The organism is Bacillus sp. DJP31 (assembly GCF_049310945.1).
Classification (GTDB): Bacteria; Bacillota; Bacilli; order Bacillales; family SA4; genus Bacillus_BS.
Map to the genome: position 1 here is coordinate 1 of NZ_JBMERO010000035.1, position 12,900 is coordinate 12,900.

11 protein-coding genes, 2 pseudogenes and 1 other annotated feature are annotated in these 12,900 nt (G+C 39.1%); of the genes and pseudogenes, 5 read left to right on the forward strand and 8 right to left on the reverse strand.

Annotation, left to right across the window (positions count from 1 at the left end):
- Window positions 1-795: 795 nt before the first annotated feature.
- Together ACOI1C_RS20125 and zwf are read right to left on the reverse strand one after the other, a co-directional pair.
- Window positions 796-1,419, reverse strand: coding sequence for a cyclase family protein (locus tag ACOI1C_RS20125; protein ID WP_422512357.1), 624 nt, complete (start codon window positions 1,417-1,419; stop codon window positions 796-798).
- Window positions 1,420-1,441: 22 nt separating this feature from the next.
- Entirely contained in the window at window positions 1,442-2,932 is a 1,491-nt protein-coding gene (gene zwf / locus ACOI1C_RS20130) for a glucose-6-phosphate dehydrogenase (protein ID WP_422512381.1), read from the reverse strand.
- Between the two features lie 237 nt (window positions 2,933-3,169).
- Between zwf and ACOI1C_RS20135 the strand changes: the two genes are divergently transcribed.
- Both ACOI1C_RS20135 and ACOI1C_RS20140 read left to right on the forward strand, forming a co-directional pair.
- Window positions 3,170-4,189 (forward strand): hypothetical protein, encoded by a 1,020-nt coding sequence (locus tag ACOI1C_RS20135; RefSeq protein WP_422512358.1) that lies wholly within the window; start codon window positions 3,170-3,172, stop codon window positions 4,187-4,189.
- Between the two features lie 64 nt (window positions 4,190-4,253).
- Window positions 4,254-4,466 (forward strand) — a binding site (T-box leader).
- A 52-nt stretch (window positions 4,467-4,518) separates the two neighbouring features.
- Window positions 4,519-4,764, forward strand: a pseudogene (locus ACOI1C_RS20140) (proline--tRNA ligase); the annotation flags it as partial.
- Window positions 4,765-4,769: 5 nt separating this feature from the next.
- On the opposite strand, the gene ACOI1C_RS20145 reads toward ACOI1C_RS20140, so the two are convergent.
- Entirely contained in the window at window positions 4,770-5,243 is a 474-nt protein-coding gene (locus ACOI1C_RS20145; RefSeq protein WP_422512359.1) for an Hsp20/alpha crystallin family protein, read from the reverse strand.
- Window positions 5,244-5,568: 325 nt separating this feature from the next.
- Between ACOI1C_RS20145 and ACOI1C_RS20150 the strand changes: the two genes are divergently transcribed.
- On the forward strand, window positions 5,569-6,777 hold the full coding sequence (locus ACOI1C_RS20150) for an MDR family MFS transporter (protein WP_422512360.1): 1,209 nt from the start codon (window positions 5,569-5,571) through the stop codon (window positions 6,775-6,777).
- A 573-nt stretch (window positions 6,778-7,350) separates the two neighbouring features.
- On the opposite strand, the gene ACOI1C_RS20155 is transcribed toward ACOI1C_RS20150, so the two are convergent.
- Together ACOI1C_RS20155 and ACOI1C_RS20160 are read right to left on the reverse strand one after the other, a co-directional pair.
- Window positions 7,351-8,175 carry an HAD family hydrolase gene (locus ACOI1C_RS20155; RefSeq protein ID WP_422512361.1) on the reverse strand — a complete coding sequence of 275 codons (825 nt, stop codon included), beginning with the start codon at window positions 8,173-8,175 and terminating at the stop codon, window positions 7,351-7,353.
- A pseudogene (locus ACOI1C_RS20160) lies at window positions 8,172-9,740 on the reverse strand (glycoside hydrolase family 13 protein). Before ACOI1C_RS20160 ends, ACOI1C_RS20155 begins: the two are co-directional and overlap by 4 nt.
- A 110-nt stretch (window positions 9,741-9,850) precedes the next feature.
- On the opposite strand from ACOI1C_RS20160, the gene ACOI1C_RS20165 reads away from it, so the two are divergent.
- Together ACOI1C_RS20165 and ACOI1C_RS20170 are read left to right on the forward strand one after the other, a co-directional pair.
- Entirely contained in the window at window positions 9,851-10,105 is a 255-nt protein-coding gene (locus ACOI1C_RS20165) for a YwdI family protein (RefSeq protein ID WP_422512362.1), read from the forward strand.
- A gap of 88 nt (window positions 10,106-10,193) precedes the next feature.
- Complete coding sequence (locus ACOI1C_RS20170; RefSeq protein WP_422512363.1) at window positions 10,194-10,484, forward strand: hypothetical protein; 291 nt, start codon at window positions 10,194-10,196, stop codon at window positions 10,482-10,484.
- A gap of 13 nt (window positions 10,485-10,497) precedes the next feature.
- On the opposite strand, the gene ACOI1C_RS20175 is transcribed toward ACOI1C_RS20170, so the two are convergent.
- Genes ACOI1C_RS20175 through pxpB form a run of 3 tightly spaced genes read right to left on the reverse strand, consistent with a single transcriptional unit; the run spans window position 10,498 to window position 12,888 of the window.
- A complete protein-coding gene (locus tag ACOI1C_RS20175) occupies window positions 10,498-11,442 on the reverse strand; it encodes a biotin-dependent carboxyltransferase family protein (RefSeq protein WP_422512364.1) in 945 nt (314 codons plus the stop codon).
- Complete coding sequence (locus ACOI1C_RS20180) at window positions 11,439-12,203, reverse strand: LamB/YcsF family protein (RefSeq protein ID WP_422512382.1); 765 nt, start codon at window positions 12,201-12,203, stop codon at window positions 11,439-11,441. Before ACOI1C_RS20180 ends, ACOI1C_RS20175 begins: the two co-directional genes overlap by 4 nt.
- On the reverse strand, window positions 12,193-12,888 hold the full coding sequence (gene pxpB / locus ACOI1C_RS20185; protein WP_422512365.1) for a 5-oxoprolinase subunit PxpB: 696 nt from the start codon (window positions 12,886-12,888) through the stop codon (window positions 12,193-12,195). The genes ACOI1C_RS20180 and pxpB overlap by 11 nt, the downstream gene beginning before the upstream one ends.
- Between the last annotated feature and the right edge of the window lie 12 nt (window positions 12,889-12,900).

Here is a 12,900-nt window from a genome sequence, read left to right on the forward strand (position 1 = left end):
TGCTAGCAGTCCTGAATAGGGGCTAATCGAGACAGAGGGTGTAGGGTTAGAGTGCTAGCAGTCCTGAATAGGGGCTAATCGAGACAGAGGGTGTACAGTGTTAGAGTGCTAGCAGTCCTGAATAGGGGCTAATCGAGACAGTAAACACTAGTATTACAAGGGCTAGATCTGTTTGTGACCAAGCTTATTTTAGTGGAAGACTTAAGTACCTCCCAAATGGAGATACAAAACCGTATGTAATGTTTACTGGGTATGCGAGCGATTTCAAACAATAAGAAAGGCGTCCTCTGGACGGCCTTTTTATATACTGAGCTAAGCTAAAGGAGGATTTATTTTGAAACGACTCATTCTAATCAGAACATTTGTTGTAGTGTTACTAACTGTATGGTTAATTAAAGAAATGATACAAAAAGAAGTACAAGTAACTATATAATCTTTGAATCTGCGACTATTACGAATGATGAGTCAAAACAAGAATTAATCGAAAGGTTAAAAAAAGTAATATTCAATTTAAAATGGACAGTGAAGGAAATATATTGATAAAAGAAATGGATGCCAAAAAGGCAGTTGCTTGCTTTACATAATATGATATTTTCAATAGAAGTGTAGGAAGCATCTAAATTTTGATAACTGAAGAATCTGGTTTGCTTAACACACAATGATGAATCGAGTTTATGTGCTTGAAAAGGTTTTCATCCAAGTAGATGAACTCTTGAGTATGTTGAAATCAGCGAAGTCCTAATACGTAAATGGGAAATAGTAAAAACCCACCCAATCGGGCAGGATTCAATTATGTTATTTCACTTCAATTCCCTCAAACAACAACACTCGAGCTGGAGAGGCATCAACACCAATTAGTTTCAACGGTGCAGCCACCATAAAGTAATCCCCTTGAGGAACTTCTTGTAAACGTAAGCCCTCGATCACCACAATACGCTTAGAGAATAGAGCCTTATGTGTTGGATGACCTTCTTGTGCTCTCTCTACACCAAGTGCATCAATACCTACTCCACGAATCTCAAGCTCAGCCAAGTACTGAGCTCCATCTTCTTTTAAGTAGATGAATTCAAAGTTAAACTCTTCGTCACTAGAATTCTTCGTTTTAAACAAAAGAAAATCGTCCTTCTTAATATCAAACGAAGCTAGGTCCGCTTTACTAATTCCATCCACAACGTGAGTCAAATCTAGCACCTTACACGAACCCACAATTTGATCTAGACTAATTGTCTCTATTGTTTCTCCGTCATTCATCATGTGCAGTGGAGCATCCATATGCGTTCCAGTATGCACGTCAATGGCCATTCTCGTTTCCGTCACATGTCCATTTGTAACCGTATCAAAGCTTGGTTGCTTTTCTGGCTTGTTTTTATAAACAGGCATGCCGACAAAAATAGGTGCTGTAATATCATACATTTTCATCCGAAGTTCACCCTCTCAATTTTTAATTCGTCAAAGGCCACCAATGGAAGCCATCTTTTGCTAGTAGCATATCTGCACGGTCTGGGCCCATAGATCCGGCGGCATAATTAGGAAAATAGGTAGCTTTCTTTGAGGCCCATGCTTCAGAAATAGAATCAATGTATTTCCAAGACAAGCCTACTTCATCCCAATGAGTAAAGTTAGTGGCATCTCCGCGTAAGCAATCGTAAATTAGACGCTCGTATGCCTCAGGTGTATTGATACCAGTCATACTCTTATTACTAAACTCCATTTTTATTGGAGTCGTGTCACCGGTCGGACCGGACTTTTTCGCATTAATATGTAGAGTAATTCCTTCTTCAGGCTGGATATGAATGACCAGTACGTTTGGTCTTCTTTCTTCTCCTGGAGGGAAGTATAAGTTCATCGGCATATCTCTAAATTCAATGACGATTTTCGTGGATTTAACGGCCATTCGTTTTCCGGTGCGAATATAAAAGGGAACACCTGCCCAACGGAAATTATCGATTAGAAACTTCCCAGCAACATAGGTTTCCGTATTGGTTTCAGTCTCTGTTTGAGACTCGTTTCGATACCCAACAACTTCTTTCCCTACAATTTCCCCAGCACCGTACTGTCCTCTGACGAAATAGTCATCCACTTGGTCAACTGCAATCGGACGTAAAGAGCGAAACACCTTGATTTTCTCACTGCGGATTTCTTCAGTATTGAGTCGACTTGGTGGCTCCATTGCGAGCAACGCAACCATTTGAAGCATATGATTTTGAACCATGTCTCTTAGGGCACCTGATTTCTCATAGTAGCTTGCTCGGTCCCCAACCCCTAATGTTTCACTAGATGTAATTTGGATGTTTGATATGTAACGGTTATTCCATAATGGTTCAAATAGGGCATTGGCAAAACGTATAACTTCAATATTTTGAACCATTTCTTTACCAAGATAATGATCAATTCGGTAAATTTCATCCTCTGAGAATGCTGCTCTTATTTGTTTATTCAATTCTATGGCAGATGAAAGATTGCGACCAAATGGCTTTTCGATAACAAGTCGTTTCCAACCTGCAGTTTGAGTAAGCCCTTCTGATTTTAACATGGATGCAATAGTTCCGAAGAATTCCGGGGCCATGGCTAAATAGAAAATTCTATTTCCACCAGTAGCATATGTATCATCCAAGCCTTCTAGCATTGTTTTTAACTCTAGATAAGAATCACGGCTTGTTACGTCAAATGAGTGATAGTGAAAGTGGGTGCAAAACTGGTTGAGCTTCTCTTCATCATGAGGTGAAACGGAAGCTTCTAGTAATGCGGACTTCACATTTTCACGAAACTGTTCATGTGAAATACCTCTTCTAGCTACACCAATGATACCGAATTGATTTGATAGTTTTCCACTTACATATAAGCGATAAATAGAAGGGAATAGCTTCCGGTTGGCTAAATCTCCGGTTGCTCCAAATATAACGATAAGTGACTTAGGATTCTCTATGTTCACGGTTGGGACCTCAATTCTATAGAATGCATATGTATTTCTGCTTGGGACAAAAAGTTTATGTACACTTTCACTAGTATAAGCGATTTGTGCATTTCGAAACAAATCACCATCATTGTAACAAAATTCGTCAAAAAAGGACAAATGTATCACACCAATCATACCAAAAAAGCTCGTCTACTCACCAACATTAAAACATATAGTGTTATAAATACTATTTCTTACAGTGAAGGTGAGAGTATGAAAAACCTAAAATCCATTTTACAAGTCGCTGCTACATATATCGGAACTGTTGTTGGGGCTGGTTTTGCCACTGGTAAAGAAGTGGTGCAGTTTTTTTCACAGTATGGAATGATCGGAATCATCGGAATCTTAATTAGCGGGTATTTATTTATTTGGCTTGGTACAAAATCTATGCTTATAGCTAAAAGAATCGAAGCCAATTCCTATCAAGAGGTAAATGAGTTTTTATTCGGTGAAAAGATAGGGAGAATCGTCAACTTCGTTTTCTTAATTATGCTGTTTGGAGTCACCTCTGTTATGCTCTCAGGAGCTGGAGCCGTATTCAGAGAGCAGCTTGGACTACCTGCTCAAATGGGGATTTGGCTCTCTCTCATTCTATGTTACGTAGCCGTTATACGTGGGATGAAGGGGCTACTACTCGTCAATTCAATTATCGTTCCGATGATGCTTCTATTTAGTTTCATTATTATCTTTGCTTTTCCTGATGCATCCGCCTATTACGGAGAATCTCCCAATATAGGGATGTTACTGCTAAGTGCTCTTGCCTATGCATCCTACAATATTGCATTAGGTCAAGCTGTACTCGTTCCGCTCGGTAGGGATTGCGAGAATGAAACCATTATTAAATGGGGCGGCTTTTTAGGTGGACTTGGATTAACCTTTATCCTCATTACGAGTCATCTAGCACTCATCACGATCCCAGATATGACCTCCTACAGCATCCCTATGGCAGAAATCATTAAAGTAATCGGAACCGTTATTCATCTATTATTTGTACTCGTGATTTATGGAGAAATATATACTACATTAATCGGGAATGTGTATGGAATCTCTCGTAAACTTTCGGCTTCGAGCAAGCCAAATAAAGCGATTATAATCTCGATTCTACTCATTTGCTATTTTGTAAGCTTAATTGGGTTTGATTATTTAGTAAGATATCTCTATCCAATTTTTGGTTATATGGGATGTGTAATTTTACTATCCTTAATGTTTAAGAAGATGCCAAAAGCAAGATGAGAAAATATTTTTGAAATTGACTTGACAACTAGTGAGGAAAGTCATTATATTACTATTTAACATAATTGAAACGTTGATGAGGATTAGTAAAGTGAATTTGTTTTATGCAGAGAGGAAAGCATTCGGTGAAAGGTTTCTATAAAGCGGCACTTGAACCTACCTTCTGAGTTCTGTATCTAAAAGATAACAGCGGAGAAGTCCGTTATCCTGTTTGAGAGTATAAAGTAGTTTTCTGCATTATAAATGAGGGTGGTACCGCCAAGCCATGGTCCCTTTTTGGGAACGTGGCTTTTTTGCGTTCAAAAAATTAATAGAGGATGACATAGAGGATGACAAAGGTGACGAAGGAATTTGTAAAAGATGTGACGTCAATGGATGAGGATTTTGCACAATGGTACACAGATGTCGTAAAAAAAGCCGAGTTAATTGATTACTCAAGTGTTGGAGGATCTATGATTATTCGTCCATATGGGTATGCAATTTGGGAAAATAGTAAGGATGAATTGGATAGAAGAATCAAGGAAACAGGGCACCAGAATGTTTATATGCCACTGTTTATCCCAGAAAGCCTCCTTCCTTACTATTCCTCTATCTGTATCTGGCTTTTCCTCTTTTGCCCTTTAGGTGCTCTAACCTTCAAAATCCCATTTTGATAAGATGCCTTGACTTGTTTTTCAGAAACAGGATAGGGCAATTGAACAGTTCGTTCGGCACGTTGGTAGGAGCGTTCTCTTCTATAATAGCTGTGTACATGTTGCTTTTCTTCGCTTTCCTCTTGATGCTCCACTGAGATCTTCAACATATTTCCCACAATATCTAGATAAATTTGTTCCCGTTTCACACCAGGAATCTCAGCTGTAATCACTAGCTCATCCTTTGTTTCGTAAAGGTCTACAGGGAAAGTGGATAGTAAGGAGCGTTGGAAAAATCCATCGATTGAATCCATTGCCCCTCTTAGTGGTTTTGCATGAAAGAAATCATCCATTGATCTTAAAACATGTTTAAAAGGCTCGTAATTGGATGGTGTATTCTTTTCATTGTCTTCCTTTTTCATAATGTCCGTCCTCTCTTTCGCAAAAATATCCATCTTGTTTCCTTACCGTGTTCGGGTTATGATATATAATTATTCTATTCACAATAATGAAGATGGGTTAATGGATTTTATAACTTTAAAAAAGGGTTGAGGGTATGTCACAAGAACGAATTAATTGCTTTCAATGTAAACATTTATATACAACATGGGATCCTAAGTTTCCGAGGGGCTGTAGAGCCTTTAACTTTAAAACATCACAAATGCCGTCAGTTGAGGTACATCGCTCTTCAGGTAGTCCTTGTATGAGGTTTGAAAAAAAGAATAAATAGAGAGAAGGACACAGGTGATGAGACAAACGTTTAAAGCGTATCATCCGATTGTATGGACATTGCTTGCTGGAACTGTTTTTGCGAGAGGGGCTAGCTTTGCGGCAATGCCATTTCTAGCTTTGTATTTATCAAGAACGGTTGACATTAGCCCGTTATTAATCGGAATCACGATTGGAATAGGTCCTTTAACAGGGACGTTAGGGGGATTTATTGGGGGGCATTTGTCCGATCGATATGGAAGAAAAGCAGTCATGCTCATTACGATTTTCGTTTGGACCTTTGTTTTTATAGGCTTTGCTTTTGCAACACACGTGATCGCTTTCATGGTATTGAATGCCATAAACGGTTTATGTCGTTCCTTTTTTGAACCGACGAGCCAAGCACTTATGTCTGATGTGACGGAAAAAGAAAAACGTTTAAAAGTATTTGCCATGAGATATACGGCGATCAACATCGGGGCGGCAGTGGGACCGTTGTTAGGTGCCTATTTAGGGATGATCTCAGCAAATGTAACCTTTATTATTACAGGGATTTTTTATTTAGCGTATGGAGTCGTGTTGTTTATTTTAATGAACAAATACCAAGTTCGAAATGTTAATGAAGGAAAGGCTCCGGTTAGAATGATCGAAGCCTTTCGAGTGCTGAAGCGGGATGTTTCACTAAGGTATTTCTTAATGGGTGGGATATTGGTTAACATCGGGTACTCCCAAATTGAATCTTCACTTCCACAGCATCTAGGAAATATTATTTTAGATGGTGTATTGCTATACTCCGTCCTATTATCAGCCAATGCTGTAGTCGTAGTTATCCTTCAAATTCCACTGAGCCGATGGGCGGAAAGATGGAAAATCATGCATGTGATGATGCTTGGGAGTCTATTGTTTACTGCAGGTTTTATTGGCTTTGCCTTATCAAGTGGCTGGGTCGGCTTTATCGTCTCCATGATTATTGTGACTGTCGGCGAAATCTTCTTGTTCCCATCAGGAAGTGTATTTATTGACCGGATAGCACCTGAGGAGCTCCGTGGAACCTACTTCGGAGCCGCCCAGTTCAGATCCGTCGGTCATTCAGCTGGTCCAATGGTTGGTGGCTGGTTACTCAGTCATTACAACGGTCACATTTTGTTTTTCATCATTGGAGTGGTTGTGGCAAGCAGTATGTGGTTTTATTATTACGGAAATGTGAGGTATGAAAGAGCTTCGGTAAAGGAAGCGATGTCAGCTTGATCTACTAGTAAATAAAAATATACAAAAACAGAGCAATCACACTAGATACTGGGTGATTGCTCTGTTTTTGTATTAAACTTTCAAAGTATGATTCTTAATAACTGAAACAATTTCTTGAAATGTATACTTGTGGTTCACATCATCTACCGTGAAATCCGGCTCTTCTTCAATACCCATCGTCCATGTATAATGATTAATCTTTAGAAATATAATGAGTGATGCAAGTGCTGTTCGTTTGTTAGCGTTTTGAAATGCATGATTTTATCGACTCAAAGAGAGGTGCAGCCTTTTCATAGATGGAAGGAAAGCCATCTTTAGCAAATGCAGAAGCTAATGGTCGATTAATTGCTGAATCTAATAGGCTTGGATTCTAACTTTTCTTTCGAGCTGTGCCATAGAAACACCTCTTCGTTATAATAGTTATAACGATTATAACGCAAATTGTTTTGTGAAGAGATAGTGAATAAGATGGAGGAGGAAAGTAGACTTATTAGATATTAATCGAAATTTTATAATCACGGGTGTGAAATCCCTGTCAAAAAAGGGCACCAACAAGGTACCCTTCCCAAACTCCTACCACACATTCCCTAGACTAGATACAACCATCACATTCGAATCTTCCTGCTCGCGACTCGCTGCATGAATATAAACTGCTTTCATCCCAAGCTTCAAAGCTGGCGCAATTTCGTTAATGAAATTATCACCAATCGAGACAGCTTCATTTGGCGCGATACCGTATTGATCAAATAGTCCTTGAAATAGCTCAGCTGTTTTCATTGGCTTCATAGAAGAATGGAGAATATGCTCAAATACACCATCTAGCTCCAACTCCTTTAACAAACGGCCTACATCATCAATATCACTATTTGTGCAAAGGACAATTTGCTTAGATTCCTTTAGTTCCAGCAACATTTGCTTTAGCCCAGGCGTTTTCGTTAGCTCAAATTTCTCTGTCACCATATATTCCTTTGTTCTGTCATAGCAAGGGTATGTATCTTTAACTCCATAATGTACAGCTGTTACAAGTGGGAGCCACCAACCGTCACCAATGGCGATCATGTTTTCATAGTTAAACTGGATTGGCTCTTGGTATAAGTCTGCTGTTTCTGATTGATGTATAAACTGACCCTCCCAATTATGAACCTCTGTCACCTGAAGTGTCATCGGATCTAGAGTTAACACATAGTCACGTTCCACATCGTATGCTTTGCCAATTTTGACGATATGATCTCCAGTTTTCATGGCCTCATAATCAGCCTGAAAACGACTTTGTTCCTCTTCATTCGAGAGTTCTTGCTTTAGTAAATCCGCGTAGTAATCAAAATGGTCTGTATCCTCATAAAGCGTTCCGTCTAAATCAAAAATAACAAGCTTTGCTTCTTCTAAAAAAGATTTCATAATTGTTCTCCTTTTAGTTCAAAAATGATGGTTTCATGTGGTCGAAGCTGAAGCAACTCATTAGTCCCAACTAAAACATCATAGTTTTGTAAAATAGCAGTTCTCTCATGCCTTCAAGAGCTCTGGAATCTCAAATGTTCCTTCATTATCGGAATGGTTAAACACGATAAACCAGGTCATGTCTTCAAGGTCACGTGTATACGCATAAATCGTTTTATGTTTCTTAGAGTAATCGTTAAAGCTACCATAGATCATAACAGGATTTTCTTTGCGCAGTTGTATTAACTTCTTATAGAAATAAAAGACTGAATTTGGATCTTGTAAGGCAGCTTCCACATTAATCTCATCACATCATAACTAGCATCCCACTGCATAGGTGTTCGTGAATTGTCACGACTCAGTGGCAGTAAACTCTCAAAAACCTCTTGTGGATCACGGCCTTTTGCTGTTTCTTCTTTGTATTTATTCTTCATGGCAATATCGTCATAATCCTCAATAGAAGAAAAACGAACACCTGTCATCCCAATTTCTTCTCCTTGGAAAATATAAGGTATTCCAGGTATCGTATGAACCATTGTTCCCAAAAGTTTCGCTGATTGCACTCTGTTCTCTTTGTCATTACCGTAACGAGTTACCTGACGAGTATGATCATGATTGTTTAAAAATTGGGAATTCCAGCCCTTGCCCCATAACCCATCATACCAGGTTTGCTGAATCTCCTTGTATCGTTGCATGTCCCATGTAGGCATATCGTCTGCGATTTGGAAATGAAATAATGTATGCAATTCTTGACGATCTTCTCCTACATAAAGTAAACCATCCTGGGGCGTAACAAACGGGATTTCTCCAACAGTGATCACGTCATAGTGACGAATAACCTTTTCGTGCATTTCCTGAAGATAGTCGTGGATACCTGGGTTATTGCCTAAATAATTAATATTCTGTGGGTCCTCAGCATTAGGAAAGCCATCAATTTTAGCAAGTAGGTTGATAACATCCATCCGAAATCCATCGATGCCCTTATCCAACCAAAATCGCATCATCTTATAGATTTCTTCCCGAACCTTAGGATTACTCCAGTTTAAATCAGGCTGTTCAACGGCAAATGAGTGGAAGTAGTATTGGCCGGTTGCTTCATCCAATTCCCAAGTCGATGGAGTAAAATAAGACCTCCAGTTATTCGGTTCTTTCCCATCAATAGGATCCTTCCAAATATACCAATCACGCTTCGGGTTATCCTGTTTTGAACGAGATTTAAGAAACCAAGGGTGCTCATCAGATGTATGGTTCACAACTAAATCCATAATTAGCTTCATGCCGCGATTATGTACCTCTTCTAAAAGCTGCTCCCAAATGTCAAATGTACCAGCCTTTTTCATGACTCCTGTATAGTTCGATATGTCATAGCCGTTATCTTTATCAGGTGACTCATAGCAAGGATTGAGCCAAATAACATCAACACCAAGCTCTTTTAAATAGTCTAATTTTTCAATAACACCTTGCAAATCTCCATAGCCATCACCAGTTGTATCGTAAAAGCTCCGCCAATAAACTTGATAAACCACAGCTTCTTTTCACCATGTTTTGTTCATTTTTTACCTCCAAAGTCATTGATTATTGTCTTTTTCTAAGATAGCATTACTAGTATTAAAAGTTAAGGCTGTGAAAAATTTATATGGAAATACCTGTTAAAGACGTATTGATTAAAATGCAACAAGAATCACAACGGGCACTTCTGGTACAAGATGAAAGTAAGATTCGAGAGCACCTTCTTATTATTCAAACATTATGTAGCTTGGTTCTAGAACAGCAAACGAAAAGTTGGGATTCAACCCTCACAAGACAAGTGATGCCTGAATTTATTCTAAATGAACCCAAGCAGAAACTTGATGAAGAAGAAGCAAACGAGGATTCTCTTTTTGATTTTTAGAAATAGTTCTCTGCAAACTTTACCAACCATATTTCATTACCGTAAGGAAACAATGAGGGTACGGAGTGTTAATGGAGGTGAGACAAGGATGCCGATAACCGATGGTACTTTTAATGGATTATTTATGTTTGATGATGTCAATTCGAGTACGAATACTAAATTGAATCATGACCGCTATGATGTGTATGTGAATGGGGATTTTGTGGGGCATAAAAGTTTGCTCACAGAGTCTGAAGAGATCTCTGATGTGAATGACTTTCTTCATGCACAGGGCTATCAAAATTTCCAAGCAAATGTTGATGGTGATCACTACGAAATTCAAACGGACGATGAAGGAGATATGAGACAGGCGCTTCAAATCTATTTGCAAAGTCGATAAAATAAGACCCCTTTCAGTTTGGAAGGGGGTTACATATTAGGGCGTTTACATTAAATTGGTGATACATATTTCGGTATGCAGCCTGAGCAGCTTCGATGGAAATCCCCTTAAAATTCACTTTACCATTTAAGGGTAATTGGACTAGAATCGGTAGGTCGGACGAGATTACTGTTCCAATTAATGGATAGCCCCCTGTTGTTTGCCGATCAGCTAATAGAACAATGGGATTTCCGTCAGGAGGAATCTGAATCCCACCTAAGGGAATGGGATTTGAAGGGAGCGATTCCGAGTTTTTTTTAACAATAGGATTCTCCCCACTAAACCGTTGTCCCATTCGATCACCAGCCCTAAAAATATAAGGCTGCCCCTCAAATTGAAATGTTGAGTTCTCTTTTAGGTAAGCGAGGTGTGGTCCCGAAATATAACGAACTAGAACTTCGTCTTTATAAACGGGTATAGCCGAGGATTTTAAACCACGATTTCGCCTCAATGTTTTTGGATATCCCTGTATTTTAGAGCCCTTTATGATTACGGTTCCTAAGTCTGCTTTTGAAAAAGAAGATTGGCTTCCCAACACCATTTTGCAATCAAATCCACCTCGTATAGCTAAGTAAGCATAATTCCCTTCCATTTGCTCTCCAAAAGTAAGAATATCCCCTTTTTTCCCTTTATAGGTTCTCCATAATGATATTGCCTCACTGTTTAAGCAAGGAGATAAGTGAGCGCCACATATTGCAAACGTGAACGATGATTGAAGTGTCAGAGTGGGGCCCATTATACAAATTTCCATACAAGCTGTTTGTCTTGGGTTGCCTACTAATACATTTGCCCATTGAAAAGCAAAAGGATCCATTGCACCAGATGCTACCACACCAAATCGTTGATATCCATAGCGACCATTATCCTGAAAACTGGTTGCAAGTCCTGTTTTCTCAACCTCAAAAAGGACCGAACTCATTTATGTACTCCAAGTGCTTTTATAGTCACACCGTGCTTTGTAAGTTCCTTGCGGATTGCGGCTGCGACGTCTACTGCCCCTTTGTGATCACCGTGTATACAAAGTGTATCTACCTCTAGTGGAATGGTCATTCCTGAGATGGTGGTAACCTCTCTTTTCAAAACAATCGATAAGGCCTGTTGAATGATGTCATCGACTTGGTGAATCATGGATGAATCCAGATATCTAGGAGTTAAAGTTCCGTCATCCTGATAAGTTCGGTCAATAAAAGCCTCGATGGCATAAGGTATGTTAGAATCCACACAAGCTTGGATTAATTCACTGTTTGCAAGTCCATACACAATGAGGGACGGATCAAATAGCTTCACTGCCTCAACGATTGCTTGTGCCACATACGGTTCTTTTGCAGCCATATTATATAAGGCCCCATGTGGCTTTACATGCGTTAAAGGAACATGATGATAATTACAAAAGGAAAGGATAGCACCAAGCTGATAGAGCATTAGGTTTTTGATTTCGACCGCTTCTAGTTGAAGAGGTCGACGACCAAAACCGTACAAATCATAAAAACCTGGATGTGCTCCAACATGAACTCCCTTTTGTTTTGCCTTTTGAATGATTTCATTCATGATATTGGGATCACCTGCATGAAAACCGCAGGCTATGTTGGCCGAAGATATATACGGTAAAAGTTCATCGTCCTGACCTAAGGAATAATGCCCAAAGCCTTCACCTAAATCACAGTTAATGTCAATTTGTATCATCGTTATGCCTCCAAGAAAGAAATTCTTCTTTCGAAATGGAATAGAATTGAATTTGATCACCGGGTAGTAGGAGAAAGGGGTCCGCTTTTTGGCTATCAAATAGTGAAATCGGAGTTTGACCAATGATATTCCACCCTCCTGGAGAAGAAAATGGATAGATCCCGGTGTATGAACTACCAATAGCAACTGCCCCTTTAGGTACATGAATTCTAGGTGTGGATTTTCGAGGTGTAAAAAGCTGTTTATGTAATCCAATTAAGTACGGAAAACCAGGGAGAAAGCCCATTATGGCAACGGTATAGGTGACTCTAGTATGTAGTTGAATGATGTCCTCAACAGACAAGTTGCGTTGATTGGATATTTCCATTATATCTAATCCAAGGGTTTCATCATAGCAAACAGGAATGGAAACAAGTTTAGATTCCTTTTGTAGATTTTGAACTGGCTCGAGTATATTTCGATTTAACGTAAGAACTAAATCCTTAAAGCTATAATGCATGGGATCATAGTAAATAGCAATTGATTGAAAGGCAGGAACAATGTCCACGATTCCATCAAGTTTAAGCCTAAGTAGTTTTTCGGTCAAAGAATGGATGTGAGAGAGTAAAAGAGAGTCATTCATGCTAGTAAACTGCAATAGTAAAGCATTGTCACCGAGAGGATGGACTGTAAAGGAGTTCAAAATATGCCACCT